Source organism: Streptomyces sp. NPDC001492, assembly GCF_053597275.1.
On sequence record NZ_JBSFHW010000022.1, the window covers coordinates 136,077 to 162,529 of the forward strand.

21 protein-coding genes and 3 pseudogenes are annotated in these 26,453 nt (G+C 72.5%); 16 read left to right on the plus strand and 8 right to left on the minus strand.

The window, feature by feature from the left end; translation table 11 throughout:
* The first annotated feature begins 13 nt into the window (after positions 1-13).
* From ACWC1K_RS27095 to ACWC1K_RS27115, 5 genes are read left to right on the plus strand one after another with little or no spacing between them, the layout of a single operon-like run.
* A complete protein-coding gene (locus ACWC1K_RS27095) occupies positions 14-874 on the plus strand; it encodes a bifunctional methylenetetrahydrofolate dehydrogenase/methenyltetrahydrofolate cyclohydrolase (protein ID WP_450834996.1) in 861 nt (286 codons plus the stop codon).
* Positions 871-2,157, plus strand: coding sequence for a serine hydroxymethyltransferase (gene glyA / locus ACWC1K_RS27100; protein WP_450834998.1), 1,287 nt, complete (start codon positions 871-873; stop codon positions 2,155-2,157). The genes ACWC1K_RS27095 and glyA overlap by 4 nt, the downstream gene beginning before the upstream one ends.
* Positions 2,154-3,386, plus strand: coding sequence for a sarcosine oxidase subunit beta family protein (locus tag ACWC1K_RS27105; protein WP_450752352.1), 1,233 nt, complete (start codon positions 2,154-2,156; stop codon positions 3,384-3,386). The genes glyA and ACWC1K_RS27105 overlap by 4 nt, the downstream gene beginning before the upstream one ends.
* 12 nt (positions 3,387-3,398) lie before the next feature.
* Positions 3,399-6,635: a sarcosine oxidase subunit delta family protein gene (locus ACWC1K_RS27110; protein WP_450835000.1), complete on the plus strand. Its 3,237-nt coding sequence runs from the start codon at positions 3,399-3,401 to the stop codon at positions 6,633-6,635.
* Entirely contained in the window at positions 6,628-7,230 is a 603-nt protein-coding gene (locus ACWC1K_RS27115; RefSeq protein WP_450835002.1) for a sarcosine oxidase subunit gamma, read from the plus strand. The genes ACWC1K_RS27110 and ACWC1K_RS27115 overlap by 8 nt, the downstream gene beginning before the upstream one ends.
* A 71-nt stretch (positions 7,231-7,301) precedes the next feature.
* On the opposite strand, the gene ACWC1K_RS27120 is transcribed toward ACWC1K_RS27115, so the two are convergent.
* Positions 7,302-8,420 carry a sensor histidine kinase gene (locus ACWC1K_RS27120; protein WP_450835004.1) on the minus strand — a complete coding sequence of 373 codons (1,119 nt, stop codon included), beginning with the start codon at positions 8,418-8,420 and terminating at the stop codon, positions 7,302-7,304.
* Positions 8,417-9,088: a response regulator gene (locus ACWC1K_RS27125; protein WP_450835006.1), complete on the minus strand. Its 672-nt coding sequence runs from the start codon at positions 9,086-9,088 to the stop codon at positions 8,417-8,419. Before ACWC1K_RS27125 ends, ACWC1K_RS27120 begins: the two co-directional genes overlap by 4 nt.
* Positions 9,089-9,338: 250 nt before the next feature.
* On the opposite strand from ACWC1K_RS27125, the pseudogene ACWC1K_RS27130 reads away from it, so the two are divergent.
* Positions 9,339-10,584, plus strand: a pseudogene (locus tag ACWC1K_RS27130) (DUF418 domain-containing protein).
* 50 nt (positions 10,585-10,634) lie between these two features.
* Here the strand turns inward: ACWC1K_RS27130 and ACWC1K_RS27135 are convergent.
* The 3 genes from ACWC1K_RS27135 to ACWC1K_RS27145 all read right to left on the minus strand — a co-directional run bounded on the left by ACWC1K_RS27135 (position 10,635) and on the right by ACWC1K_RS27145 (position 13,948).
* Positions 10,635-12,011 (minus strand): alpha-lytic protease prodomain-containing protein, encoded by a 1,377-nt coding sequence (locus tag ACWC1K_RS27135; RefSeq protein WP_450835008.1) that lies wholly within the window; start codon positions 12,009-12,011, stop codon positions 10,635-10,637.
* 207 nt (positions 12,012-12,218) lie between these two features.
* Complete coding sequence (locus ACWC1K_RS27140) at positions 12,219-13,451, minus strand: PP2C family protein-serine/threonine phosphatase (RefSeq protein ID WP_450835010.1); 1,233 nt, start codon at positions 13,449-13,451, stop codon at positions 12,219-12,221.
* Positions 13,448-13,948 carry a hypothetical protein gene (locus ACWC1K_RS27145; protein WP_450835011.1) on the minus strand — a complete coding sequence of 167 codons (501 nt, stop codon included), beginning with the start codon at positions 13,946-13,948 and terminating at the stop codon, positions 13,448-13,450. Before ACWC1K_RS27145 ends, ACWC1K_RS27140 begins: the two co-directional genes overlap by 4 nt.
* Here ACWC1K_RS27145 and ACWC1K_RS27150 point away from each other — a divergent pair.
* The 3 genes and pseudogenes from ACWC1K_RS27150 to ACWC1K_RS27160 all read left to right on the plus strand — a co-directional run.
* Positions 13,833-14,280: pseudogene (locus ACWC1K_RS27150) on the plus strand (MerR family transcriptional regulator); the annotation flags it as partial. The gene ACWC1K_RS27145 and the pseudogene ACWC1K_RS27150 overlap by 116 nt on opposite strands.
* Positions 14,281-14,341: 61 nt before the next feature.
* Positions 14,342-14,992 carry a DUF6629 family protein gene (locus ACWC1K_RS27155; protein WP_450835013.1) on the plus strand — a complete coding sequence of 217 codons (651 nt, stop codon included), beginning with the start codon at positions 14,342-14,344 and terminating at the stop codon, positions 14,990-14,992.
* A 166-nt stretch (positions 14,993-15,158) separates the two neighbouring features.
* Positions 15,159-16,082, plus strand: a complete 924-nt coding sequence (locus ACWC1K_RS27160; RefSeq protein ID WP_450835014.1) for an RNA polymerase sigma-70 factor — start codon at positions 15,159-15,161, stop codon at positions 16,080-16,082.
* Positions 16,083-16,120: 38 nt separating this feature from the next.
* Here ACWC1K_RS27160 and ACWC1K_RS27165 read toward each other — a convergent pair whose 3' ends face one another.
* Positions 16,121-16,375 (minus strand): EF-hand domain-containing protein, encoded by a 255-nt coding sequence (locus tag ACWC1K_RS27165; RefSeq protein WP_450835016.1) that lies wholly within the window; start codon positions 16,373-16,375, stop codon positions 16,121-16,123.
* Positions 16,376-16,446: 71 nt separating this feature from the next.
* Entirely contained in the window at positions 16,447-18,513 is a 2,067-nt protein-coding gene (locus tag ACWC1K_RS27170) for a SpoIIE family protein phosphatase (RefSeq protein WP_450835017.1), read from the minus strand.
* Positions 18,514-18,691: 178 nt separating this feature from the next.
* On the opposite strand from ACWC1K_RS27170, the gene ACWC1K_RS27175 reads away from it, so the two are divergent.
* The 4 genes from ACWC1K_RS27175 to folP all read left to right on the plus strand — a co-directional run bounded on the left by ACWC1K_RS27175 (position 18,692) and on the right by folP (position 22,814).
* The gene (locus tag ACWC1K_RS27175) at positions 18,692-21,163 is read left to right on the plus strand and encodes a SpoIIE family protein phosphatase (RefSeq protein ID WP_450835018.1); all 2,472 of its coding nucleotides are present in this window, start codon (positions 18,692-18,694) and stop codon (positions 21,161-21,163) included.
* Between the two features lie 186 nt (positions 21,164-21,349).
* Positions 21,350-21,730 (plus strand): bifunctional 3-phenylpropionate/cinnamic acid dioxygenase ferredoxin subunit, encoded by a 381-nt coding sequence (locus ACWC1K_RS27180; RefSeq protein WP_450835020.1) that lies wholly within the window; start codon positions 21,350-21,352, stop codon positions 21,728-21,730.
* Positions 21,727-21,918, plus strand: coding sequence for a hypothetical protein (locus tag ACWC1K_RS27185; RefSeq protein WP_450835022.1), 192 nt, complete (start codon positions 21,727-21,729; stop codon positions 21,916-21,918). The genes ACWC1K_RS27180 and ACWC1K_RS27185 overlap by 4 nt, the downstream gene beginning before the upstream one ends.
* A 5-nt stretch (positions 21,919-21,923) precedes the next feature.
* Positions 21,924-22,814, plus strand: a complete 891-nt coding sequence (gene folP, locus ACWC1K_RS27190; RefSeq protein ID WP_450835038.1) for a dihydropteroate synthase — start codon at positions 21,924-21,926, stop codon at positions 22,812-22,814.
* 36 nt (positions 22,815-22,850) lie between these two features.
* On the opposite strand, the gene ACWC1K_RS27195 is transcribed toward folP, so the two are convergent.
* The gene (locus ACWC1K_RS27195) at positions 22,851-23,648 is read right to left on the minus strand and encodes an IclR family transcriptional regulator (protein WP_450835023.1); all 798 of its coding nucleotides are present in this window, start codon (positions 23,646-23,648) and stop codon (positions 22,851-22,853) included.
* Between the two features lie 220 nt (positions 23,649-23,868).
* Between ACWC1K_RS27195 and ACWC1K_RS27200 the strand changes: the two genes are divergently transcribed.
* From ACWC1K_RS27200 to ACWC1K_RS27210, 3 genes and pseudogenes are all read left to right on the plus strand, one after another.
* Positions 23,869-25,050 (plus strand): NAD(P)/FAD-dependent oxidoreductase, encoded by a 1,182-nt coding sequence (locus tag ACWC1K_RS27200; protein ID WP_450835024.1) that lies wholly within the window; start codon positions 23,869-23,871, stop codon positions 25,048-25,050.
* Between the two features lie 35 nt (positions 25,051-25,085).
* Positions 25,086-25,217, plus strand: a complete 132-nt coding sequence (locus tag ACWC1K_RS27205) for a hypothetical protein (RefSeq protein WP_450835026.1) — start codon at positions 25,086-25,088, stop codon at positions 25,215-25,217.
* A 70-nt stretch (positions 25,218-25,287) separates the two neighbouring features.
* Positions 25,288-26,391: pseudogene (locus tag ACWC1K_RS27210) on the plus strand (L-serine ammonia-lyase); the annotation flags it as partial.
* Between the last annotated feature and the right edge of the window lie 62 nt (positions 26,392-26,453).

A 26,453-nucleotide genomic window follows, 5' to 3' on the forward strand; every position in this document is an offset into this window, starting at 1 on the left:
AGGAGTGCCGTCCGTGACCGCACAGGTGCTTGACGGCAAGGCCACCGCCGCCAAGATCCGACGCGAACTCGCCGAGCGCGTCGCCAAGTTGACCGCCGACGGCGGACGGCCGCCGGGCCTCGGTACCGTCCTCGTCGGCGACGACCCCGGCAGTCACGCATACGTCGGCGGCAAGCACCGGGACTGCGCGCAGGTGGGCATCGCCTCCATCCGCCGCGATCTGCCCGCGGACGCGACCCAGCAGCAGGTCGAGGACGTCATCGACGAACTCAACGCCGACCCGGCCTGCACCGGCTACATCGTCCAGCTCCCGCTTCCGGGGCACCTGGACGCGGGCGCCGTACTGGCCCGCATGGACCCGGCCAAGGACGCCGACGGACTGCACCCCGTCAACCTCGGCCGGCTCGTCCTGGGCACCGAGGCGCCGCTGCCCTGCACCCCGCGCGGCATCGTCGAACTGCTCCGCCGCTACCAGGTGCCCCTCGCGGGCGCCCGGGTGTGCGTGATCGGACGCGGGATCACCGTCGGACGGCCCATCGGCCTCCTCCTGACCCGTCGCTCCGAGAACGCCACCGTCACCCTCTGCCACACCGGCACCAAGGGCCTGTCCTGGCACGTACGCGAGGCGGACATCGTCATCGCGGCGGCGGGATCGCCCGGACTGATCACCAGGGACATGCTGCGCCCCGGCGCGGCCGTCCTGGACGTCGGCATCACCCGCACCGAGAACGGGCTGGTCGGCGACGTCCACCCGGCGGCCGCCGAGGTCGCCGGCTGGCTCGCGCCGATGCCCGGGGGCGTGGGCCCCATGACCCGCGCGATGTTGCTCGCCAACGTCGTCGAGGCCGCCGAGAGGAACGCGAACGCCGTATGAACGCGCTGAACACCCCCCTGGCCGAGCTGGACCCCGAGGTCCACGCCGCGCTCGCCGCCGAACTGCACCGCCAGCAGTCCACCCTGGAGATGATCGCCTCCGAGAACTTCGCCCCCACCGCCGTGATGGAGGCCCAGGGCTCGGTCGCGACCAACAAGTACGCCGAGGGCTACCCCGGCCGCCGCTACTACGGCGGCTGCGAACACGTCGACGTCACCGAGCGGCTCGCGATCGAGCGCGTCAAGTCCCTCTTCGGCGCCGGCTACGCCAACGTCCAGCCGCACTCGGGAGCCCAGGCCAACACAGCGGTCTTCTTCGCGCTGCTCCAGCCCGGCGACACCATCCTCGGCCTGGACCTCGCGCACGGCGGCCACCTCACGCACGGCATGCGCATCAACTACAGCGGCAAGATGCTGAACGTGGTGCCCTACCACGTGTCCGAGGCCGACAACCTGGTCGACATGGACGAGGTCGAGCAGCTCGCCAAGGAACAGCGCCCCAAGATGATCATCGCGGGCTGGTCGGCCTACCCCAGGCAGCTGGACTTCGCGGCCTTCCGCCGGATCGCCGACGAGGTCGGCGCGCTGCTGATGGTCGACATGGCGCACTTCGCGGGCCTCGTCGCGGCGGGACTCCACCCGAACCCGGTCCCGCACGCCCATGTCACCACCACGACCACCCACAAGACGCTCGGCGGCCCGCGCGGCGGAGTCATCCTCACCAACGAGGCCGACCTCGCCAAGAAGATCAACTCGGCGGTGTTCCCCGGCATGCAGGGCGGCCCTCTCGAACACGTCATCGCCGCGAAGGCGGTGTCCTTCAAGGTCGCCGCGTCCCCGGAGTTCGCCGAACGCCAGGCCCGCACCCTGGCCGGCTCCCGCATCCTGGCCGAGCGGCTGACGCAGTCCGACGCGGCGGCAGCCGGCGTGAAGGTCCTCACCGGAGGCACGGACGTCCACCTGGTCCTGGTGGACCTGCGCGAATCGCCGCTGGACGGCCGCCAGGCGGAGGACCTCCTCCACGAGATCGGCATCACGGTCAACCGCAACGCCGTTCCTTTCGACCCGCGCCCGCCGATGGTGACGTCCGGCCTGCGCATCGGCACCCCGGCGCTGGCCACCCGCGGCTTCACGGAGGAGGACTTCACGGAGGTCGCCGACGTGATCGCGCTGGCCCTCCAGCCGGAGCCCGACATCGCCGCCCTGCGCGCCCGTACCGAGGCCCTGGCCGCCAGGCACCCGCTCTACCCGCACCTTTCCGGTACCTCAGGAGACGCCCGATGAGCCCCACCACCCCCGGCGCCGACCTCCCCGACCACCCGGACTTCCTCTGGCGCAACCCCGAGCCGAAGCGGTCGTACGACGTCGTGATCGTGGGCGGCGGCGGCCACGGCCTGGCCACCGCCCACTACCTGGCCAAGAACCACGGCATCACCAACGTCGCCGTACTGGAGAAGGGCTGGCTCGCGGGCGGCAACATGGCCCGCAACACCACGATCATCCGCTCCAACTACCTGTGGGACGAGAGCGCCGGCATCTACGAGCACGCCCTCAAACTGTGGGAGGGCCTGGACGAGGAGCTGGACTACCCGATTCTCTTCTCCCAGCGAGGCGTCCTCAACCTCGCCCACAGCCTCCAGGACGTCCGCGACAGCGTCCGCCGTGTCGAGGCCAACCGCCTCAACGGCGTCGACGCCGAGTGGCTCGACGCCGAGCAGGTCAAAGAGGTCTGCCCGATCGTCAACATCTCACCCGACGTGCGTTACCCGGTCCTCGGCGGCACCTACCAGCCCCGTGCAGGCATCGCCAAGCACGACTACGTGGCCTGGGGCTTCGCCCGCTCCGCGGACGCGGCAGGCATCGACATCATCCAGAACTGCGAGGTCACCGGCCTGGACGTGGTCGGCGGCCGAGTGGTCGGAGTCCAGACCAACCTGGGCCCCATCGCGGCCGGCAAGGTGGCCCTGTGCTCCGCGGGCCACACCTCGGTCCTCGCCGCCATGGCCGGCATCGACCTCCCGGTCCAGAGCCACCCGCTTCAGGCCCTGGTCTCGGAGCTCCTGGAACCGGTCCACCCCACCGTGGTCATGTCCAACGCCGTCCATGTGTACGTCAGCCAGGCGCACAAGGGCGAGCTGGTGATGGGCGCGGGCATCGACGCCTACAACTCCTACACCCAGCGCGGCGCCTTCCACATCATCGAGGAGCAGATGGCCGCGGCCCTGGAGCTCTTCCCGGTCTTCGCCCGCGCCCACGTCCTGCGCACCTGGGGAGGCATCGTCGACGTCAGCCCCGACGCCTCGCCGATCGTCGGCCTCAGCCCCGTCGACAACCTCTACCTCAACTGCGGCTGGGGCACGGGCGGTTTCAAGGCCACCCCCGGCGTCGGCTGGGTCTACGCCCACACCATCGCCCACGACACGCCCCACCCGCTCAACGCCCCCTTCTCGCTCGACCGTTTCACCACCGGCGCGCTCGTCGACGAGCACGGCGCTGCCGCGGTGGCCCACTAGGGAGCCCGAACCATGCTGTTGATCTCATGCCCGTGGTGCGGGCCCCGCGACGAAGCCGAGTTCCACTACGGCGGCCAGGCGCATGTGGCGTACCCGCAGGACCCGTCGGCGCTGACCGACGAGGAGTGGGCCAGGTACCTGTTCTTCCGCGACAACCCGAAGGGCCCCTTCGCCGAACGCTGGAGCCACTCGGCGGGCTGCCGCCGCTGGTTCAACGCGGTACGGGACACGTCGACGAACGAGATCCTGGCGGTGTACCGGGCGGGGGAGGAGCGTCCGGCCACTGTCGAACCCCGGCCGGTCACTCCAGCCTCGCCCGCGGCCACTGTCGAGCCGCGGCCGGCGCAACCAGCCCGTCCGGCGTCTGAGGACGAGGCCCCTTCAGGGCCGATCGGGGGTCTGGGGGCGGAGCCCCCCGTGACGTCCACGGCAACGGGCTTCCGCCTCGCGACCGGCGGCCGCATCAACCGCGCCGAACCCCTCACGTTCACTTTCGACGGCACCGAATACCAGGGCTACCGAGGCGACACCCTGGCCTCGGCCCTCCTGGCCAACGGAGTGATCACCGCAGCGACCAGCATCAGACTCGGCCGCCCCCGGGGCATCTTCTCCGCCGGCGTGGAAGAACCCAACGCCGTCATCCAGATCGAGGAACCCTTCCCCGAGCCCATGCTCCCGGCCACCACCGTCGAGCTCTACGACGGCCTGGTCGCCACCAGCCTCCCGGGCCAGGGCCGTCTGGCCACCCGACCGGACCCCGCCCGCTACGACGCCGTACACGCCCACTGCGACCTGCTGATCGTCGGCGCCGGCCCGGCCGGTCTCGCGGCGGCAGCGGCCGCGGCGAGCAGCGGCGCCCGCGTCATCCTCGCCGACGACCGCCCCGAACTCGGCGGCAGCCTCCTCGGCACCGGCGAACTCCTCGACTGGGCGGAAGAGTTGGGCGCCCGGCTGGAGGCCGCCCCCGAGGTGCGCGTGCTGCGCCGTACCACCGTCTTCGGGTACTACGACGACAACCACCTCCTCGCCGTGGAGCGCCGCACCAACCACCTCGGCGCCGCGGCCCCGGAGAACGTGTCCCGCGAGCGCGTCCACCGCATCCGCGCCCGCCGCGTCGTCCTCGCCACCGGCGCCCACGAGCGCTCGCTGGCCTTCGCGGACAACGACCGCCCCGGCATCATGCTGGCCGCCTCGGCCCGCACCCACCTGCACCGGCACGGCGTCCTGCCCGGCCGTCACGCGGTCGTGTTCACCACCAACGACAGCGCCTACGCCGCCGCACTGGACCTCGCCGCGGCGGGCGTCGGGATCGCGGCGATCGTCGACACCCGCCCCGCACCCGGCGAGTGGGCGGACCGCGCCCGCGCCGCGGGCATCGAGGTGCTCGCCGGATACGCGGTGACCGGCACGGAGGGCGAGGCGCGGCTGACCGCCGTGAGCGTGGCGCCGTTCGGACAGACCGTCGCGCAGCGGGAGTTCGCCGCGGACCTGCTGCTGGTCTCCGGCGGCTGGAACCCGGTGGCGCACCTGTTCAGCCAGGCGGGCGGCAAGCTCCGCCACGACGAGACGCTCGGCACCTTCGTGCCCGACGTCGTCCGGCAGGCCGTCGAGGTCGCGGGCAGCGCGAACGGCACCTTCGGCCTGGCCGCCGTGCTCGCCCAGGGAGCCGCCGCCGGTGCCCGCGCGATCGAGGCCGAGGGCTACACCCCGGACGCCCCGGCGCTCCCGGCCGTGCCCGTCCAGCCGCAGGCCACGCCGCCCATGCAGGTCTTCACCGTCCCCGGCCGCGAGGGCGCCCCCCGCTTCGTCGACCTCCAGCGCGACGTCACCGTCGACGACCTGGCCCGCTCGACCGGCGCCGGCATGCGCTCGGTGGAGCACACCAAGCGCTACACCACGGCAGGCACCGCCAACGACCAGGGCAAGACCTCCGGCGTCCTGGCGAGCGGCGTGGTCGCCGACCTGCTCGGCGTGGACATCTCCGCGCTCGGCACGACCACCTTCCGGCCGCCCTACACGCCCGTCTCCTTCGCGGCCCTGGCCGGCCGGGACCGGGGTGTGCTGAGCGACCCGGTCCGCACCACCGCCCTGCACGGGTGGCACGTCGAACACGGCGCCCTGTTCGAGAACGTCGGCCAGTGGAAGCGCCCCTGGTACTACCCCCAGGACGGCGAGGACATGGAAGCGGCCGTGCTGCGCGAGTGCGCCGCCGCCCGCGACAGCGTGGGGTTCATGGACGCCTCCACCCTCGGCAAGATCGACGTACAGGGCCCGGACGCCGGCGTCTTCCTCGACCTGCTCTACACCAACATGATGAGCACCCTGAAGGTCGGCATGATCCGCTACGGCGTGATGTGCAAGCCGGACGGCATGGTCTTCGACGACGGCACGGTCATCCGCCTCGCCCCCGACCGCTTCCTGGTCACCACGACCACCGGCAACGCGGCGACCGTACTGGACTGGATGGAGGAGTGGCTGCAGACCGAGTGGCCCGAGCTGAAGGTGCACTGCACCTCGGTCACCGAGCAGTGGGCCACGGTCGCCCTGGTCGGCCCGAAGTCCCGCGAGGTTCTCGGCTCCCTCGCTCCCCAACTGGCCGTCTCCAACGACGACTTCCCGTTCATGGCCTGGCGGGAGACGACCGTCGCGGGCATCGAGGCGCGCGTGTGCCGGATCAGCTTCTCCGGTGAACTCGCCTACGAGATCAACGTGTCGCCGTGGCAGGCCCTCGCCCTGTGGGAGGCGCTGGACGAGGCCGGTGCCCCGTACGACATCACTCCGTACGGCACCGAGACCATGCACGTGCTGCGCGCCGAGAAGGGCTACCCGATCATCGGGCAGGACACCGACGGCACGATCACCCCGCACGACCTCGGCATGGGCTGGGCGGTGTCGAAGAAGAAGCGGGACTTCATCGGCAAGCGTTCCTTCGCCCGCGCCGACGCCGTCCGCCCGGACCGCAAGCACCTGGTAGGCCTGCTCCCGGAGGACCCCGGCACCTTCCTCCCCGAGGGCACCCAGGTGGTCGCCGACAGCGAACTGCCCGCGCCGCCCGTCCCGATGCTCGGCCACGTCACCTCCAGCTACCGCAGCGCCGCCCTCGGCCGGACCTTCGCGCTGGCCCTGATCAAGGGCGGCCGGGAACGGATCGGTGAGCGGCTGTACGCCGTCGCGCGCGACCGTCTGGTGCCGGTGACCGTCGCCGGCCCCGTCCTCTACGACCCCGAGGGAGCCCGCCGCGATGGCTGACACCGCACTCACCGCCCCGCCCCGCAGCCCCCTGTCGCCCTACGCCGACCGCCTGGCCGCCGCGACCCGCACCTCCCAGGGTGCCGTCCGGCTGGCCGAACTCCCCTTCCTGGCCCAGGTGAACGTCCGCCTGGACGCCAAGGGGGGAGCGGCCGACGCGGTCGGGCTCGCGCTGGGCCTGCAGCTGCCGCTCGAACCCGACACGGCCATTCGCGCGGGGGAGTCGACCGCGCTGTGGCTCGGCCCGGACGAATGGCTGGTGGTGCGCCCGCCGGGCAGCGAGCGGGATCTGGAGACCCGGATCCGGGAGGCCGTCGGAGAGGAGCCCGTCTCCGTCACCGACGTCTCCGCCCAGCGCACCACCCTCCTCGTCTCCGGCTCCAGGGCCCGCGACCTGCTGGCCCACGGCTGCGCACTGGACCTGCACCCGCGCGCCTTCGGCGCGGGCCGCTGCGCCCAGACGACGCTGGGCCGCACCCAGGTCGTCCTGGTCGCCCGGGACGAACCCGGGGCCGGCTTCTGGGTCCTGGTCCGCTCGTCCTTCGCCGGCTACCTGACGGACTGGCTGTTGGACGCGGCGACCGAGTACATCTGAGCGGATACCGGACCGACGTGGTCTTCGCCCTCCGGGGCGGAGACCACGTCCGAGTGCCCGCACCCGCCGCCTCAGTCCCCGTGGACCGGCAGCCGTAGCCACACCCGGTAGCCGCCCTCCTCCGTGGGGCCGGACTCGAAGGTGCCGTCGAGGAGTTCGACCCGCTCCTTGAGGCCGATGAGACCCTGTTGCGAGCCGGGCAGGGGCAGCGAGGGGCGGGTGGACGGCGAGTTCGTGACCGTCACGCCGTAATCGCCGGACTCGTGCCACAGGTGCACGACGGCGGTGGCGCCCGGCGCGTGTTTGCGCACGTTGGTGAGAGCCTCCTGCACGGTGCGGTAGAGCGCACGCTGCGCGGGAGTGCCGATGTCCGGCGGGAGCCCGCCGGTCAGTTCCGTGTCGATGCCGCTGGTCGCGACCAGCTTCTGCAGGTCGGCGAGCGTGGGCTGCGGGGTCAGTTCGGTGGCGCGGCCGCCGGAGGCACGCAGCAGCGTGACCATGTGCCGCAGCTCGTCGAGCGTGTCGACGCTGAGTGTGCGGATGGTGCGCACGCCCTCCGCTACATCCGGGTCCCGCACGGCGACCTGGAGCGCACCCGCCTGTACGGCGATCAGACTGACCTGGTGGGAGACGACGTCGTGCATCTCCCGGGCGAGCTGGGCACGTTCGCGGGCCAGCACCGCCTGGGAGTGCAGCAGCCGCTCGTGCTCCCTGGCCTCCTCGATCTCGACGAGCCGCTGCGCCAGATCCCGCCGCGCCTGCAGGAGCTGGCCCAGCAGCACGGGGGCCGCGGCCGTGGCCAGCGTGTAGAAGGAGTAGATCAGCGTCCCGGTGCGGTCGTGCGCCGAGACGTCGTCGAGTGGCCAGGGGGCGGCGGAGGCGAGACCGAACAGCACCGCGCACAGAACGAGGAGGCGCCGGTTGCGGGACCGCTCGGCGAGTGTGAACAGCGCCGCGAACGGGGCGAACACGATGTCCAGCATCAGACTGGCCGGGAGCGTGAGCAGGAACACCGGGAGCGGAAACCGCCGACGGACCAGGAGCACGGCGCAGGCGAGTGCGGCCATCGCCCGCGCGAGGGGACCTTCGTCCCCCAGGCTGAACCACACGTCGGCGGCCGCGACGGCCGGCACCGCGAGGTCGACGACCGGATCGGGGATGCGCGCCCACCACGGCCGGAGCGCGCTCATCGACCCGACTCCGAGCCCGTCGCCCCGTCCAGCAGTCCGGCCCGCTGTGCGAGCAGCGCGGCCTGCACCCGGCTGCCGACCCGCAGCTTGGTGAGGATCGCGCTGACGTGGTCCTTCACGGTGCCCGCGCTGAGGTGGATACGGGCGCCGATATCGGTGTTGGACAGCCCCTCCGCGATCAGTACGAGCACCCCGCGCTCCCGTTCGGTCAGCCGTCCCACCCGGTCGGCCTCGGCGTCGTCCAGCGCGGTCGTGCCGGGGTGGTTCTGCCAGACGGCACGGGAGGCCTTCGGCGACATGACCACCCCGCCGGCGGCCAATGTCCGTACCAGCTGGGCCAGTTGATCGGGTTCGGTGTCCTTGAGCAGGAAGCCGGCCGCGCCGGTCCGCAGCGCGGTGACGATGTACTCGTCGGCGTCGAACGTGGTCAGCATCGCGACCACGGGAGCGTCGGGCAGTGCCCGCAGCTGCCGCAGTACGGTCAGTCCGTCGACGTCGGGCATCCGGATGTCGAGCAGGACGACGTCCGGGCGCTCCCGCTGGATCGTCTCGACCGCGTCGGCGCCCTGCGCGGTGGCGACGACCTCGATGTCGTCGGCCGCGTTCAGGATGAGCCGGAACCCGGACCGCACCAGGGCCTCGTCGTCCACCACCACTACCCGGATCACGTGCGGTCCGCCTCGTCGTCGTTGTGCGTACGTCCCCGGCCGCACGTTCGGTTGCTGCTGATCGGCGCTGTCGCTCCGACCGTAGTCCCGACCGTAGGGCGCCAAACTCCTCATGAGTCTGCACGGCTACGCACTCCCGCCACTCGGGGGGCCCTGTCCCGCCGTCCGGGGGGCGCCCCCGCCAGGTGGCGGGGGAGGACCGGACACCCGCCGGATACTCCCTGCCCGGACGGTTCTCCAGCCTGGAGACATGACCCAGAACGCAGATGACACGGTGTTCCTCGCGCCCCACTCCGCCCGGCCCGGGGGCCCGGCGAACGAACCGGCCGGAGCTTCGGCGGCTCAACGCGCCCAGGTCGGCCGCCTGATCGGCGTGGACCTGGCCCGCGGCCTCGCGGTCTACGGCATGTACGCCGCCCATGTCGGCCCCGACCTCCGAAGGCGGCATCACCGGTCACCTCATGGAGCTGGCGCACGGCCGGGCCTCCGCCCTGTTCGCCTTCCTGGCCGGCTTCTCGATCATGCTGATGACCGGCTGGCGCACCCCCAGGACCGGCCGGGCGGGCCGCCAGGCGGTCGCCAAGGTCGTCATCCGGGCGCTGATCCTGCTGGCCCTGGGCACCGCACTCACTTTGAGCGGCACACCGGTCGAGGTGATCCTCGCCTTCTACGGCCTGTACTTCCTGCTCGTGCTCCCGCTGTACCGCCTCGGCGCCGGACCCCTCGCGGTCATCGCGGCGGCGAGCGCCCTGGTCCTGCCCCAGATCCTGTACGTCGTGCAGGGCGCCCTGAGCACCGCCGACGGCGGCCCGGGCGGCATCTGGGCCTGGCCCGAGGGCGGCGACGGCATCGTCTCGCTGCTGTTCACCGGCAGCTACCCGGCCCTGACCTGGGTCCCGTTCGTCATCGCCGGCATGGCCGTGGCCCGCCTCGACCTCGCCGCCACCGCCGTACGCACACGCCTGGCGCTGACCGGCCTCGGCCTCGCCGTCCTCGGCTACGGCGGCTCCTGGCTGGCCCTGCACCTGGTCCCCGGCGCGCTGTCGAAGCTGAGCTCCGAGGGCTGGGGTGAGGGCGGCTCGGCCGGGTCGGCCTGGTGGTCCGACACCTGGGGTTACCCGAGCGGGGAGACCCCGGCCGGCCTGCTGGTGGCCTCACCGCACAGTGAGACGACCCTGTCGATCGTGGCCAACACCGGAGTGGCCATCGCCGTCCTGGCCGTCTGCCTCGCCGTGGTCGACGCCTTCCCGCGCTTCCACCGGCTGGCCCGCCCGGTCATCGCCGTCGGATCGATGTCCCTGACGGCCTATGTGTTCCACATCGTCGGCATCCACTTCCTCGGCATCGAGGAACTGCCCGGCTCTCCGCTGCACGTACTGCTCGGCTTCATCGCCGCCGTGACCGTGTTCGCGACGCTGTGGGCCCGGTACTTCCGGCGCGGGCCGCTGGAATGGCTGCTGGGCAGGGCGACCAGGGTCGCGGAACTCGTCCGGTGAGAGCGGACGGTGCGGGGGCCGGGCCCCCGCACCGCAAGCCTCCGCGGCCGCTACATCCGCTGCCACAGGGCCGGCGTGCCCTCCGGCGACCAGGCACCCTGCGCCTGGTGGGTCTGCAGGCACTGGTAGCGCACGCCCGCGAGGGTCACCGTGGCGCCGACCTCGTAGACCCGGCCGGCGGCCCAGGCGTTCGCCGTGCCGGCGCCCTGCGGCGCGGGCGGGCCGGTCTGCACGGACGCGGTCTTCAGGGTGAGGCCGAAGGTGCTGAGGATCGGGTTGACCGGCTGGTAGAAGGTGGTCCCTCCGGCCGTGCAGTCGCCCGAGCCGCCGGAGGTGACGCCCTGCGCCTGGGCGCCGGACAGGAACGGGCCGCCGGAGTCACCGGGTTCGCTGCACACCGAGGTCCGGGTCAGGCCGTCGACGGTGCCCTGGGCGTAGTCGACCGACGCGTCGTGCTGCTGGATCGTGCCGCAGTGCCATCCGCTGGTGGAGCCCGAGCGGCAGACCGACGCCCCGACGAGCCCCTGCACCGAGCCGGCGACCTGCGTGTTCCTGCCGCCCGACCCCTTGACGTCGGCCGTGGCGGTCCAGTCGCTGTTGACGGCCACCCAGGACATGTCCTTGCCGGGGAACGTGGACGCCTGGAAGGTGCCCTGGTCGGCCTTGTTGTAGCCGGTGGTCTTGTCGCCGGCCTTGCCGCAGTGCCCCGCGCTGACGAAGCCCTGCTGCTGGCTCTTGGTGATGGAGAAGCCGATGGAGCAGCGGGCGGCGTTGTTGATGTAGTAGGCCTCACCGCCGACGAGGTCGGCCATCAGCCGCGGCCGGTCCGTCGTCAGCCGGACCGCCACACCGCGGTCCTCCACCCCGGCGGCCTTGAGGAAGGCGGCGGCCGCCGACTGCCTCGTCGCCTCGACGACGACCCGGTTCGCCGGCACGTCCACGTACCAGACCGGGGTGTCGTGCGTCTTCACGCGGACGGCGGCCGCGTCCAGCTTCGCCTTGACGGCATCGAGGGCGCTGAGCGGCGCCTTGACGACCACGGCCTTGGCGCCCTGCGCCTTGATGGCGGGCACGTCCTCCGCATGGGTGGTCGCGACGGTGAGATCGGCGGAGGTCTTCCCGCTCACCCAGGCTCCGGCGAAGTGCCCGCCCAGGGCGTTGTGCAGCCGGCCCGCGCGGGTGCCCGCCTCCTCCTCGTTGACCAGCCGGGTGGCCGCCTGCGCCCGCGTCAGACGCAGGTCGCGCTGCATCGCGCTGAGGATCTGAGCGGATGGCTTGTCGGCGCCGAGCGACCGGGCCCCGGCGGGCAGGGGCCCGGGTGCGGGCGGCGGGGCGGCCGCCGCGGCCGCGGGGATCCCGGTGAGGACGAGGGTGCCGAGTGTGGCCAGGGCGGCGCGGCGCCTGCGCGCTGCATGTCTGCCGACCATGCGGTGTACCTCCTGCTGAGTACGGGGGAGACTGAGGCGAATCCGTAGGCGGCCTTGCCGCAAAGACCCGGAACGATGTCAAAGGGGAAGGTCTTTCGCGCTTTGGGGGACGCCTGGGGTGCCATGTGCAGTACGACGGGCATGGGTGAGCGCCGGCCGGCGTGAGCGGCCGTCTCGGCAGGAACGCGTCGGAATCGGGCTCGTCGGCTACAGGCTGACGACGACCAGCGCGGTGTCGTCGGTGTTGCCCGTGGCGGGGAGGAGGTCGGCCAGCAGGGCGTCGGCCAGCGCCTCGGGAGCGGTCCGGCGGTGGCGGGCCAGGCAGTCGGCGAGGCGGCCCAGGCCGGTGTCGATGTCCTCGCCGCGGCGCTCGATCAGCCCGTCGGTGTACAGCACCAGGGTGTCGCCCTCGGCAAAGGACACACGGGCCTGCGGGCGGGCGACGTGACGGGGGCGCGCGTCGATCGGCGGGTCGGTGGCCTGGTCCAGGAAGGACACGGTGCCGTCGGGGTGCAGCACGGCGGGCGGCGGATGGCCGGCACAGCTGTAGGTGATGCCGTGCCCGCCCCAGTCGATGATGGTCGTCGCCACCGTGGCGGACTCGGCCCCGTCGACCGAGCAGGCGTACATGTCGAGGGCCTCCAGGGCCTGCGCCGGTCCGTCGGCGACCCGGGTGGCCGCACTCAGCGCGCTGTGCAGCTGCCCCATCGCGCAGGCGGCCGCCAGTCCGTGGCCCACGACATCGCCGACCGCGACCGCCATCCGGTTGCCCGGCAGGTCCACCAGGTCGTACCAGTCGCCGCACACGTTCAGGTCACCGATGGCCGGCCGGTAGCGCACGGCCGCCTGATGAGGACCGAGATGCCTCGGGGTGGGCATCATCGCCGTCTGCAGGGCCAGGGCGACCTCACGCTCGTGGGCGTGGGCCCGGCGCAGCCGCTCGTTGACCTCCTGCAGTTCCCGGGCCCGGGTGTAGAGCTCGGCCTCCAGCACGCTTGCCCGGTCGCTGCCGGTCAGGCTGCCGCGGGCGCGCAGGAGCTCGGTGACCTCCTCCACCCGGTGCACGACCAGCACCACCTTCCCGTCCGGGCCGAGGACGGGCGCGTTGACGGGGCTCCAGAAGTGCTCCTGCCAGTGGCCGGGCCGCTGGGCGTCCTCGATGTCGTAGCGGAGCACCGCCATGGTGTCCCGCTCGCCGGTGGCCACCACGCGCAGCATCGACTCCCGGGTCTCCCGCATGCCGGCGGCGGCCGGATCGTTCGGGTTCTCCGGAAAGACGTCGAAGATGTAGCGGCCGAGGAGCTGCTCACGAGAGCGCCCCGCCAGCTGCGCGAAGTCGTCGTTGACGTCGACGTAGACCAGCTCGGGCGTCAGCAGCGCCACCATGCCGGGCAGGGCCTGGAAGACCGCCGCGTAGTCGATCGGTTGCGGTTTCCTCATGTGCTGCCTGCCTTGGCGCCAACCGTCAGTGTGCTCCCACGATAGAAGCGAATGCGGCAGGCGGCCGTTCCACGGCCGCGCATGCGGGTCGCGGCGTCGTAGAGCAGCCGCGCGTGCAGCTCGAACATCGCGACCAGGTCGACGGCAGCACCGTTGATCTCGCGGTGCACGAACGGGCCGTCGGCGCCGGCGAGGGCATACCCCAGGTCCGGGAACAGTTGCCTGACCACATCGGCCGTCCTCTGCCGGGCGATGGCGCGGACCTGGAGGAACACCGTGCGGCCACGCGGCTCGGTGGGGCGGCGCTCCAGGGCGAGCAGCGGGCCCAGCCGCAGGAAGTCGGAGACGTCGACCAGGCCTTCGCGCGGCAGCCCTACGGGCGCCCGGCTCCTCCAGGAGCGCCGTACCTTCCAGGCTGTGGAGAGCGCCCTGCGCGACCTGGATCCCGCCACGGCTTCCGCGCGGGACGCCGGCGCCGGGCCCGGCGGCACGTTCATCGGTCCGCTGGCGGGCAGGCTCGGGATCCGGTCCGCGAGGCTGCGCAACTGGGAGCACGCCGGGCTGGCGCGCCCGCGCCGCGACCCGCTGACCGGGTACCGCGTCTACGACGGGTTCGATGTGCGGGACGCACGGCTGGCCCACCAGTTCAGACCGGGCGGCTATTTCCTGGAGCAGATCGCCCCGCTGGTCGAGCAAGGTGCGGGCGGCCGGAGGACTGGAGCCCCTGGAGACCGCACCGCGGGACTGGCGCAGCCGGCTGTCCGCCCGCGGGCGGGCGATGCTGACCGGTGCCGCCGAGCTGGACGCGTACCTCCGCAAACGTGGCTGAGACTCCTGCGTCGCCGGGGGCACCGCTGGAATTGACGAGCCGTCGCCGCCAAGGTGGTGCCATGTGCTGGAGTGCGACAGCCGATCTCGCGGCGGGCGCCGGGATCACCTGCGTGGGGGTGGCCTGCGTGGCGCGCGTGCACCGGATCGGCGATCTCCCCCTTGCCGCGCTGCCGGTGCTGCTCGGTGTCCATCAGCTGGTCGAGGCGCGGGTGTGGCAGGTCGGGGGCGGCACCGGATGGGCCACCGTCGTCTGGGCCGTGATCGCCCTTCCCCTGCTGGCGGTGTGGGTGCCGCTGGCCGTGCTGAGCGCCGTCCCGCGGGATGCCGCGGCCCGGCTGTCGATTCCCGTGGCGTCCGGTGTCGCGACCGCGGGAGTGCTGGCGTACGCCGTCGCCACCCGTCCCGTGCGGGCCGAGATCCGTGGGCACACCGTCGGCTATGTCATCGGGCTGCCGCATGCGGGCGTTCTGATCGCGGGGTATCTGCTGGCCACGGTGGGCGCCCTGCTGCTGTCCGGTGACCGCCGGCTGGTGGCGTTCGGTGTGCTCGCCGGGGTGGGCGCGGTGGTGTGCTGGGCGCTGTGGCGGCTGGAGTTCGTCTCGACCTGGTGCGCGTTCGCGGCGGTGTGCTCGGTGGTGGTGTTCGGGTGGGTGGCGGCCCGGCGGCCGAGTACGCGCAGCAACGTGCGGCCCACCCCCGACAGGGTGTGAATCGGCGCTCCGAAGGCGCTTTGGCGGTTGGGAGACGCAGGTCACATTCGGCCATGTCACAGGGTGTCGGGCCGCCCCGTCTCAGAGGGTGTGGTCAGTGACGACGGCAGAGGAGCACACCATGGACGCGCGACGGGGGAGCAGCTCACGGGGGAAGGGGACCGGTGTGAGCAAGGTCGAGGAGTTCGAGGAGCTGCGGCCGCTGCTGTTCTCGATCGCCTACCGGATTCTGGGCAGCGTGAGTGAGGCCGAGGACGCGGTGCAGGAGGCGTGGTTGCGCTTCGACGGCTCGGCGACCCGGCCCACGTCGACCAAGGCGTATCTGTCGGCCGTGGTGACCCGGATCTCGATCGATGTGCTGCGTTCCGCGCGGGTGCGGCGGGAGGAGTATGTCGGGCCGTGGTTTCCCGAGCCGCTGCTCAGCGACCCGTACCAGGATCCGGAGCGGTCGGTGGAGCTGGCCGACTCGGTGTCGATGGCGGCGCTGGTGCTGCTGGAGCGGCTCAGCCCGCTGGAGCGGGCGGTGTTCGTGCTGCGCGAGGTGTTCGCCTTCGGTTTCGACGACATCGCGGCGGCGGTGGGGCGTTCGGAGGCGGCATGCCGGCAGCTGCTGGTACGGGCCCGGCGGCACATGCAGGACGGCCGGCCCCGGTTCGCGGCGGACCGTGAGGACCGCGAGGAGCTGGCGACGCGGTTCTTCGACGCGCTGAAGAACGGCGATGTGGGCGGGCTGCAGAACCTGCTGGCTGCCGACGTCCAGCTGGTCGGGGACGGCGGAGGCAAGGCTCCGCAGCTGGCCAGGGCGGTCGCGGGCGCGGAGAACGTGGCCCGGCTGCTGGGCACCGTGTTCCCCTGGCTGATCCGGATCGACGTGACGTTCGAGCTGCACGAGGTCAACGGCCAGCCCGGCGCGATCTTCCGCGACCGGGACGGCAGGATCCTGCAGACCATGGCCCTCGATGTCCTCGACGGCCGGATCCAGACCGTCCGGGCGGTGCTCAACCCCGACAAGCTCGCTCACCTCGGCCCGGTCGGCGACGCCTGGGCCGTCGACCGCGAGGTGAAGCAGGCCCGACGGCAGCGCAGCTGACCTCGGCCGATCGTCCGCCGAAGCTGCGCCGGCCCGAGTCAGTGCCAGCCGAAGCGGCGGTCCACCAGGGCCGCGAACTCCTCCAGGGTCAGCATGGCGTCGCCGTTCTGGTCGGCGGCGTCGAAGAGGGCGGAGGAGGCATCGGCGTCCCCCAGGGCCCAGAACGGCAGATCTCCCGACGCGGCCAGGGTCGGGCCCTTGGTCCGCAGGGCGATGATTACCTCTTCGCGGGTCAGTGTTCCGCTGTGGTCGAGGTCGAGCGCCTCGAACAGCTTCCGTGCCTTGTCACTCATCTTGTCGCCCCCGTTTCCTTTCATGAAGGAGGACGCCTCTCCCGCCACTCGCGTTCCCCGCCGCGCCCCGGCTAGAGGGCCCGGGCGACGAGCAGGGCGACGTCGTCGTGGTCGTCGGGGTGGCGCAGGCCGTAGAGCAGGAGGTCGCAGGTTTCCTCCAGGGGCCGGTGGGGTTCGTCGAGGAAGCCGAGCAGCACGCCGAGGCGGTCGTCGATGGGGTGGTGGCGGGTCTCGACGAGGCCGTCGGTGTAGAGGACCAGCAGGTCGCCGGGGTCGAGGCGGGCCGTGGTGGTCTCGAAGGCGATGCCGCCGACACCGAGCGGGGCGCCGGAGGGCAGGTCGAGCAGCTCGGGGGCGCGGTCGGGTCCGGCCAGGGCGGGCGGCATGTGGCCCGCGTTGGCGAACTGGCACAGCCGTGTGCGCGGGTCGTACACCGCGTAGAGGCAGGTGACGATGTAGTGCTCCAGATCGCAGGTGATCTTGTCGAGGTGCTGGAGCACGTCGTCGGGGGCGAGGTCGAGGTCCGCGTAGGCGCAGGTGGCGGTGCGCAGCCGGCCCATGGTGGCGGCGGCGTCGATGCCGTTGCCCATGACGTCGCCGACGACCAGGGCGGTCCGGTCGTCGTTGAGGGGGATGACGTCGTACCAGTCGCCGCCGACCTCGCTGGTGGCCTGGGCGGGCTGGTAGCGGGAGGCGAGTTCGAGCCCCGCGTGCTGCGGCGGATGGTCGGGCAGCAGGCTGCGCTGAAGGGTGAGGGCGGTGTTGCGCACGCTCTGGAACCAGCGGGCGTTGTCGATGGCCACGGCCGCGCGCCCGGCCAGCTCGCTCGCGAGGACGACGTCGTCCTCGTCGAAGGGGAGCGGGTTGGTGGTGCGCTTGAGGTCCAGCGCGCCGAGTATCTCGCCGTGGGCGATCAGCGGTACGGCCAGGTAGGAGTGGACGCCCGCGCGCGCCAGCAGCGAGCCGGCCTCGGCGTCCCGGGCGATGCGCGGCAGATCGTGGTCGCTGACGTGCCGTACCAGGACCGGCCGGCCGGTGTGCACGCACAGGGTGACCAGGCGGTCCCCCTCGTAGGCCGCGAGGCCGCCGGGCGGGTCGGCCGCGCGCAGCGCCACCGTCGGCTGGGCCGCCTTGAGCGCGAGAGCGCGGAAGAGCTCCGGGCCGTCGTCCGGTCTGCGTGAGCGGCGGCAGGCCAGCGCGGAGTCGAGGACGTCCACGGCGACCACGTCGGCCAGCTGCGGCACGGCGATCTCGGCCAGCTCACGGGCGGTCTCCTCCACCTCCAGCGTGGTGCCCACCCGCACCGAGGCATCCGCGATGAGGGCGAGGCGGCGCCGGGCGCGGTCGGCCTCGGCGGCCGCCCGGTGCCGTTCGGTGACGTCGACGACCGAGGCGGCCGCCCCCAGCACCCGCCCGCCCGGGTCCTCCAGGCGGTAGAAGGACAGCGACCAGGCGTGTTCGTGGTCGGGGTCGGTCGGCGGGCGGCCCACGTGGTACTGGTCGAGCAGCGGGGTCCCAGTGGTGAGCACCTGGAGCAGCGCACTCTCGATGGTGCCGACGTCAGGCAGCGGCAGCGTCTCCCTCAGCCGCCGGCCCACATGGTCCTCGGCGGGGATGCCGTCGATGCGCTCCAGCGCCGGGTTGACCAGGAGGTACCGCAGATCGGGGTCGAGGAGGGCGAGGCCGATCGGGGACTGGTTGATCAGCCGTTCGCACAGGGCGAGGTCGGTCTCCACGCGCTGCAGCAGACTGTGGTCGGCGGCGATGCCGAGGGCGTACATGTCCCCGAGATCGTCCTGGAGCCGCATGTTGCGGAACTCCATCACGCGGGTGCTGCCGTCCTTGTGCCGGATGGGGAAGGCACCCGCCCAGCTCCGGCCGGTCTCCAGCACCTCCGTGAACAGCTTGACCACCGACTTCAGATGCTCGGGGTGGATGAACAGCCGGGCCGCGTACTTGCCGAGCGCCTCCTGCGCGCTGTATCCGAACAGCTCCTCGGCCTGCGGGGTCCAGAACACGACGCGTCCGTCGACGTCCACGACCATCGCGGCCACGCTCAGGACGTCCAGCAGCCCGGTCGGCGGGGGCGGCTCGAAGTCGTCCGTGTCCCTGTCGGACTGGAAGGATTCGGCTGTCATCCCGCAACCACCTCCACCGTAGGCGGGATCCGCCACCCGGGTTCCGACCAGCGGCACTTCCATGCTCCCCCCGGACCGGGAAGGGCGGAAGCGCTACGGGCGGGGCGGGGGAGTCCGCCAGGGCCGTGCAGATCGGGCGGACAAGCAGGAACATGGTCGTGTAGAGGACGGCACCCGGATGGCACCCATGGAACCTGCGCGAGAAACATCCGACGGGCCGACGCCCTCAGGGCCGCGTGAACTCCTCGACGCGTCCACCGACGCGGCGGCGGTCGTGTCCGCGGCGGGCGTCGTGCTCGGCTGGACCCGGGGCGCCGAGGCGCTGCTCGGCCGCCCCGCGTCCGAGGTGGTCGGCGGCTCCGCCGCGCGCCTGGTGGCGATGCCCGCCGACCCGGCCCGGGTGGCCGCCGTGGCGCAGCGGTGCCGCGCCGGAATGGGCTGGAGCGGTCTCATCTCCGTGCGGCACCGCGACGGCCGGAGCCTCGACGTCGACCTGCGGGTCTCCGCGTCCTTCCGCATCGGCGAGGACGAGTGCTTCCTGATGTCGGCCCGGGAGCTGCGCCAGCAGTGGTCCGTCGGCGAGTCCGTCCTCGACGGGTTCCTGACCCGTTCCCCGATCGGCATGGCCGTGATGGACCGGGAACTGCGCTACATCTGGCTCAACGACACCCTGGAACGCTTCGGCGGAGTGCCCCGCGAGCAGCGGCTGGGACGCCGGCTGGGCGAACTGCTGCCCGGGCTGCAGGCGGCCGCCATCGAGGGACTGATGCGCAAGGTCCTGGACACCGGGGACCCGGTCACCGACTACGAGTACCTGGGCTGGAGCTGGGCCGACCCGCACCGCCAGCACGCCTACTCGACATCCTTCTTCCCGCTGGTGGACGCCGACGACTCCGTCACCGGAGTCTGCTACATGGTCCAGGACGTCACCGAGCGCTGGACCGCCCGCCGGCTCCTGACCCTGGTCAACGAGGCCGGAACGTGCGTCGGCACCACCCTGGACGTGATGCGGACGGCCCAGGAACTCGCCGACTTCGCCGTACCCCGCTTCGCCGACTTCGTCGTCGTGGACCTGCTGGAGCCCGTGCTCAGCACGGAGGGGCACGGTGCGTGGCTGACGGACGCCGGGCCGGCCTCCGTCGGACCGGTGATGCGCCGGGCCGGAATGAGCTCGGTGCGTGAGGGCTGCCCGGAGGCCGTGGTGCGGGTGGGGGACCGGGCGGGTTTCCTGCCTCCCGCGCACGACATGAACCTGCTCGTCGACGGCGAGCCGATCCTGCTGCCCGTCCTCGATCCGACGGACGAGCGATGGATCACCGAACAGCCCGAACGAGCGGCAAAGATAAAGGAGTTCGGGCTGCACTCCTTCATCGCTGTGCCGATGCGGGCACGGAACACCATCCTGGGCCTGACCACGTTCATGCGGTCGCTCAATCCCGTCCAGTTCCAGCCCGACGACGTGCTGCTGGCCCGGGAGCTGGTGGCGCGGGCGGCGCTGTGCGTCGACAACGCCCGCCGCTACACCCGGGAGCACACCGCGGCGGTCACCCTGCAGCGCAGTCTGCTGCCGCAGGCCCTGACCGGCGGAACCGCGCTGGAGGTGGCCTCGGCCTATCTGCCGGCGGATCCCACGGACGGCGTGGGCGGCGACTGGTTCGACGTCATCCAGCTGTCCGGGGGGCGGGTCGGGCTCGTCGTCGGCGACGTGGTGGGGCACGGCATCACCGCCGCGGCGACCATGGGCCGGCTGCGCACGGCGGTGCAGACCCTGGCCGACATGGAGCTGCCCCCCGACGAACTGCTCGCTCACCTCGACGACCTCGTGCTGCGGCTGAGCGCCGAGCGGACCGACGACGAGGCGGCCCACCGCAGCACCACCGCCTTCCTCGGCGCCACCTGCCTGTACGCCGTCTACGACCCGGTCACCCGGCGGTGCACGATGGCCCGGGCCGGGCACCCGCCGCCGGTCGTCGTGGCGCCCGACGGACAGGTGTCCTTCCCGGAACCGCCGCCCGGGCCGCCGCTCGGGCTCGGTGGGATGGCCTTCGAGGCCACCGAGATCGAACTCGCCGAGAACAGCCTGATCGGCCTCTACACCGACGGCCTCATCGAGGGCGCCGACGGCGACATGGAGTTCGGCATGTCCCGGCTCGGCGAGCTGCTGGCCCGCTCCGACACCGACCTCGACGTCCTGTGCACCTCGGCGGTACGGCAACTCGTGCCCGTGCCGCAGCCGGACGACATCGCCCTCCTCCTGGCGCGCACCCACGCGCTCGGCTCCGACCACGTCGTCTCGTGGGAGGTACCGGTGGACCCGGCCGCCGTCGCCGACGTCCGCGCCCGCGCCACCCGCCAGGTGGCAGCCTGGGGGCTGGAGGAACTGGCCATGACGACGGAACTCGTGGTGAGCGAACTGGTCACCAACGCGATCCGCTACGCCGAACCCCCCATCCGGCTGCGCCTCATCCGCGACTCCACCCTGACCTGTGAGGTCGCCGACGCCAGCAGCACGGCCCCCCGGCTGCGGCACGCCCGCAGCACGGACGAGGGCGGCCGTGGCCTCTTCCTGGTGGCCCAGCTGACCGATCGATGGGGCGCCCGGTACACGCCCGACGGAAAGATCATCTGGGCGGAGCAGGAGATTCCCTGACCGGTGCGGCGGGGCCCGCCGGTACGGGTGACTCCGTGGTGGCCGCGGCTGGGCGACTTCTTGACCGCTGCCGCGGGCGACTCCTTGACAACCGCCGCGTGGCTGCTTCTTGACAAGGGTGGGGGGCAGCCCGAAACTGACGTTGCGCGTCGCGCATTCAGTTTCGTAATACGCAGCGAGGTGGTCATGAAGATTCCCGCGTGCCGTCTCGCCGATCTGCCACGAGGCGAGGCGTTCCGGCTCGAATCCGACCCGGCGGTCGCCGTGTTCCACACCGAGGACGGCGAGCTCTACGCGATCGACGACACCTGCACCCACCAGGACGCCTCGCTCGCCGACGGCTGGCTGGAGGGCTGCGAGGTGGAATGCCCGCTGCACGCTTCCAAGTTCGACCTGCGCACCGGCGCCGTCGACGCCCCGCCGGCCCGGCTGCCCGTCCGCACCCACCAGGTCCTCGTCGAGGACGGCACGATCTACGTCGAGCTGTCCGAAGCCCCGCCGAACCTTCCGCCGACGTGCGTCGCCGCCCGCCTTCGGGGAGCCGCGCCCGCGGGAGGGGGCGCGTGAGGAGTGTGGGGGCCGCCGTCGAGCCGTGTCCGCCCGGCGACGGGCGGCCGGTCGTCGGGGCCGCCTCGACCGTCTTCGCCGCCCCGCGGGCCGCGGCGGGGGCGTACCTCTGGTCCGACCGGTACCGCGTGCGCGGCCAGTTCGACGCGGCTGGTGTTCACCCGGTGCGGAAGGGCGGCTCCTCGTGACCACCATGGTCCAGGTGAGCGCCCCGCCGCGCCCGGGGGCGCCGGAACTGCATCCGCACGGACTGCCGCGGCCCGGCCGGACACTGGTCATGGGCGTCGTGAACGTCACCCCGGACTCCTTCTCCGACGGCGGGCTCTCGTTCGCCCCGGAGGCGGCCGTCGCGCACGGGCTCGCGCTGCTCGAGGACGGGGCGGACATCGTCGACGTGGGTGGGGAGTCGACCCGCCCCGGCGCGGAGCGGCCGACCTGCGAGGAGGAGCTGCGGCGCGTCCTGCCCGTCGTCGCGGAACTCGCCGCGGCGGGAGCCGTCGTCAGCGTCGACACCATGCGGGCCGAGGTCGCCGCCCGTGCGCTCGACGCGGGCGCACACCTGATCAACGACGTCTCGGGCGGCCTGGCCGACCCCGCGATGCTGCCGACCATGGCCCGCGCCGACGCGCCGTACGTGCTGATGCACTGGCGCGGCCACGCCACCGCCATGCAGGCGAACGCGGTCTACGGCGACGTCGTCACCGACGTGGTCGGCGAACTGCGCCTGCGGGTCGAGGCCGCACTGCAGGCGGGCATCCGCCCCGGCTGCCTGATCGTCGACCCCGGCCTGGGCTTCGCCAAGGAGGCGGAGCACAACTGGCAGTTGCTGGGCCGCCTCGGGGAGATCCGGGCGCTCGGCCACCCCGTCCTGGTGGGTGCGTCACGCAAGTCCTTCCTGGGCCGCCTGCTGGCCGACCCGGCGACCGGGCAGTCCCGCCCGGCGCAGCAGCGCGACGCCGCGACCACCGCCGTCTCCGTGCTCGCCGCCGCGCAGGGCGCCTGGTGTCTACGGGTACACGACGTGACGTCGACACTGGACGCGGTACGGGTGACGGCCCGCTGGGGCGCCGAGACGCCTGCCTGACAGAAGACGGCCCCCCCGCGGGAGGCAGCGCAGCGCCTAGCCCAGATACCCCATCCGATGGCTGATCTCCTCGGCCCCCTTGAGCAGCACCGGCGCCACCTCGTCCATCCGCTCCTCGGTGAACCGGTACGCGGGCCCGGACGCACTCAGCGCCGCGATGACCTCGCCGTCACGGGAACGGATCGGCGCCGCCATGGCGTGCAGCCCGATCTCGAGTTCCTCCCGCGTCACCGCGTATCCGCGCTCCCGGGCCGCGGTGAGGTCCTTCTCCAGTTTCGCCCTGACCGTCAGCGTGTGGGGGGTGAGTTTCCGCAGCCCGGACGCCCCGAGGACGTCGTCGCGCTCCTGAGGAGACAGATGGGCCAGCAGGATCTTGCCGCTGGACGTGGCGTGCACCGGGGTGAGCTGACCGACCCAGTTGTGCGTGCCGACGGCACCCGGACCGCGTACCTGGTAGAGGTTGACGGCGTAGTGCTCCTGCAGCACCGCGATGTTGACCGTCTCGCCGATCTCCTCGGCGAGCCGCTCGCACACCGGCCGGCCCTGCTGGGTGATGTCGAGCCGGCCGGTGACCGCGCCGGCCAGCCGCACGATCCCGAAACCGAGCCGGTACTTGCCCCGCTCGGCCGTCTGCTCCACCAGACCGCGTGCCTCCAGCGCGCCGAGCAGGCGGAACGCGGTCGACTTGTGGACGTCGATCTCGCCGGCCACCTCGCTGACGCCCGCCTCGCCGCGCTGGGCGAGGATCTCCAGGACGCTGACGGCACGGTCGACGGACTGCACCCCGCTCACCGCGGGAGCCGCGGTTTCGCCGTCTGCCGTGTAGTTGCTCATGACGCAACTATACGCATTCGCGTCGGGCCGTCGTCGAGGTCGGAGGTGACGTAGTGCGCGGGGTGAAGGTTGCACATCGCGCAACCTTCTGCGCTATTGCGCACTGATGTCGCCCATCTCTTGACAAGCCCCCTGCCTCGCCTCAAGCATGTTGCGTATAGCGAGCTATGTTGTGTAATTCGAGACGCCAGGTCGGGCACCCGCAACCCGGAGGTTCCCCATGAGCATCACCGTCGTCGGCGCGTCGCTGGCAGGCCTGAGCACGGTCCGCGCGCTGCGCGCAGAGGGGTACGACGGCGAGGTCGTCGTCGTGGGGGAGGAGCGCCACACCCCCTACGACCGCCCGCCGCTGTCCAAGGACTTCCTCAAGGGGGACATCGACGCCGAGGCGCTCGCCCTCGGCGACGCCGACGAGTACGAGGCCCTCCAGGTCACCTGGCTGCTCGGCGAGCGCGCCGTACGGCTCGACCCCGCGGACCGGTCCGTCACCCTCGCCGGAGGACGGCGGCTGCGCAGCGACGGGGTCGTGGTGGCGACCGGCGCCAGTCCCCGCCTGCTGCCCGGCATGCACGGACTGGCCGGCGTCCACACTCTGCGCACCCTCGACGACGCCGAGGCCCTGCGCGCCGAACTGCTCGACGGACTGCCCCGGGTCGTCGTCATCGGCGCCGGCTTCATCGGGGCCGAGGTGGCCTCCACCGCCCACCGACTCGGCCTCCACGTCACCGTCGTGGAGGCCGTCGACGTCCCGCTGGAACGCCAACTGGGCCGCGAGATGGGCCTGGTCGTCTCCTCGCTGCACACCGACCACGGGGTGCGGTTGCTGTGCGGGACCGGCGTGGCGGGACTCACCGGCGAGGACCGGGTCACCGGCGTACGGCTGGCGGACGGGCGCCTGCTGCCCGCCGACATCGTCGTGGTCGGGGTGGGCGTACGGCCCGCCACCGGCTGGCTCGCCGGGTCCGGTGTGCAGGTGGACGACGGCGTGGTGTGCGACGCAGGCGGCGCGAGCAGCGTCCCGGGCGTGGTCGCCGTCGGGGACGTCGCCCGCTGGCCCCACCCGTTCACCGGACGGCACGCCCGCATCGAGCACTGGACCAACGCCACCGAGCAGGCGAAGACCGCCGCCCGCACGCTGCTCACCGGCGAGTCGGCCGCGCCCACCCGGGTCACCGCGCCGTACTTCTGGTCCGACCAGTACCAGGTGCGCATCCAGCTCGCCGGACACGTCGCCCCCGGCGACCGCCCCGAACTCATCGAGGGCGGCCTCGACAGCCGCTCCTTCGTCTCGGTCTACCTGCGCGAGGGCACCCCGGTCGCCGTGCTCTCCCTGAACCAGCCGAAGCTGTTCAACCGGCTCCGCCGCACCCTCGCCCCCGCTGTCCCGGCCGCCGTGTCATGAGCGCCATTCCTCAACTGCCCCTGCGGGAAGTGCGGATGACCGCCACGAGCATCCCGCGGCACCTGCGCTGCACCTGGGACCACGAATGTGGTCGTGGCCGCGTCGAGGCGCTCGAGGCCCGGGTCAAGGCGCTCGCCGACAAGCACCCCCTCTACGCAGGTCTGTAACCGACATCCCGCCCGCAGGGGCGTGTCCGTGACCTCCCTCGGCACGCCCCGCAAACCCCCGGAGTATGGCGTGGCAATCAGCGTCTTCGACCTGTTCTCCATCGGCGTCGGACCGTCCAGTTCGCACACCGTCGGCCCGATGCGCGCCGCCGCGATGTTCGCCGCCCGGCTGAAGCAGGACGGCCTGCTCGCCCAGACCGCCGCGGTACGGGCGGAGCTCTTCGGCTCCCTCGGCGCGACCGGCCACGGCCACGGCACCCCCAAGGCGGTGCTGCTCGGCTTGGAGGGCAACGAGCCGCACACGGTCGACGTCGCCCAGGCCGACCTGGACGTCGAGCGCATCCGCGCCACCGGCCGCATCCGCCTCCTCGGCACCCAGATCGGCCCGGTCCACGAGATCGGCTTCGACGTCTCGACCCAGCTGGTCCTGCACCGCCGGCGCTCGCTGCCGTACCACGCGAACGGCATGATCCTCTTCGCGTACGACGCCGACGGTGTGCCGCTGCTGGAGAAGACGTACTACTCGGTGGGCGGCGGCTTCGTCGTCGACGAGGACGCCGTCGGGGCGGACCGGATCAAGCTGGACGACACGGTCCTCGCCCACCCCTTCAGCACCGGCGACGAGCTGCTGCGGCTGGCCCGGGAGACCGGCCTGTCGATCTCCGCGCTGATGCTGGAGAACGAGAAGGCCTGGCGGACGGAGGAGGAGATCCGGGCGGGTCTGCTGGAGATCTGGCGGGTCATGGAGGGCTGTGTGTCGCGCGGCCTGGCCCTGGAGGGCATCCTCCCGGGCGGCCTGAAGGTACGGCGCCGGGCCGCGGCCGCGGCCCGTCAACTGCGCAGCGAGGGCGACCCGTTGGCCCGTGCGATGGAGTGGGTCACGCTCTACGCGATGGCCGTGAACGAGGAGAACGCGGCCGGCGGCCGGGTGGTCACCGCCCCCACCAACGGCGCGGCCGGCATCATCCCGGCGGTCCTGCACTACTACCTCAACTTCGTGCCGGGCGCCGACGAGGACGGCATCGTCCGCTTCCTCCTCGCCGCGGGCGCGATCGGCATGCTCTTCAAGGAGAACGCCTCCATCTCCGGCGCCGAGGTCGGCTGCCAGGGCGAGGTCGGCTCGGCCTGCTCGATGGCCGCGGGCGGCCTCGCGGAGGTGCTGGGCGGCTCTCCGGGCTCGTAGAACTCCATGTGTGCGGTGAAGCCGAAGCGGTCGCGCAGCGGGGGCGGCAGCAG

Bases quoted from the DNA above. Each gene is read 5' to 3' on its own strand.
- glyA (WP_450834998.1), top strand. From the start codon at position 871: ATGAACGCGCTGAACACCCCCCTGGCCGAGCTGGACCCCGAGGTCCAC.
- ACWC1K_RS27105 (WP_450752352.1), top strand. From the start codon at position 2,154: ATGAGCCCCACCACCCCCGGCGCCGACCTCCCCGACCACCCGGACTTC.
- ACWC1K_RS27110 (WP_450835000.1), top strand. From the start codon at position 3,399: ATGCTGTTGATCTCATGCCCGTGGTGCGGGCCCCGCGACGAAGCCGAG.
- ACWC1K_RS27115 (WP_450835002.1), top strand. From the start codon at position 6,628: ATGGCTGACACCGCACTCACCGCCCCGCCCCGCAGCCCCCTGTCGCCC.
- ACWC1K_RS27120 (WP_450835004.1), bottom strand. From the start codon at position 8,420: ATGAGCGCGCTCCGGCCGTGGTGGGCGCGCATCCCCGATCCGGTCGTC.
- ACWC1K_RS27135 (WP_450835008.1), bottom strand. From the start codon at position 12,011: ATGGTCGGCAGACATGCAGCGCGCAGGCGCCGCGCCGCCCTGGCCACA.
- ACWC1K_RS27140 (WP_450835010.1), bottom strand. From the start codon at position 13,451: ATGAGGAAACCGCAACCGATCGACTACGCGGCGGTCTTCCAGGCCCTG.
- ACWC1K_RS27145 (WP_450835011.1), bottom strand. From the start codon at position 13,948: ATGAACGTGCCGCCGGGCCCGGCGCCGGCGTCCCGCGCGGAAGCCGTG.
- ACWC1K_RS27155 (WP_450835013.1), top strand. From the start codon at position 14,342: ATGTGCTGGAGTGCGACAGCCGATCTCGCGGCGGGCGCCGGGATCACC.
- ACWC1K_RS27165 (WP_450835016.1), bottom strand. From the start codon at position 16,375: ATGAGTGACAAGGCACGGAAGCTGTTCGAGGCGCTCGACCTCGACCAC.
- ACWC1K_RS27170 (WP_450835017.1), bottom strand. From the start codon at position 18,513: ATGACAGCCGAATCCTTCCAGTCCGACAGGGACACGGACGACTTCGAG.
- ACWC1K_RS27175 (WP_450835018.1), top strand. From the start codon at position 18,692: ATGGCACCCATGGAACCTGCGCGAGAAACATCCGACGGGCCGACGCCC.
- ACWC1K_RS27180 (WP_450835020.1), top strand. From the start codon at position 21,350: ATGAAGATTCCCGCGTGCCGTCTCGCCGATCTGCCACGAGGCGAGGCG.
- folP (WP_450835038.1), top strand. From the start codon at position 21,924: ATGGTCCAGGTGAGCGCCCCGCCGCGCCCGGGGGCGCCGGAACTGCAT.
- ACWC1K_RS27195 (WP_450835023.1), bottom strand. From the start codon at position 23,648: ATGAGCAACTACACGGCAGACGGCGAAACCGCGGCTCCCGCGGTGAGC.
- ACWC1K_RS27200 (WP_450835024.1), top strand. From the start codon at position 23,869: ATGAGCATCACCGTCGTCGGCGCGTCGCTGGCAGGCCTGAGCACGGTC.
- ACWC1K_RS27205 (WP_450835026.1), top strand. From the start codon at position 25,086: ATGACCGCCACGAGCATCCCGCGGCACCTGCGCTGCACCTGGGACCAC.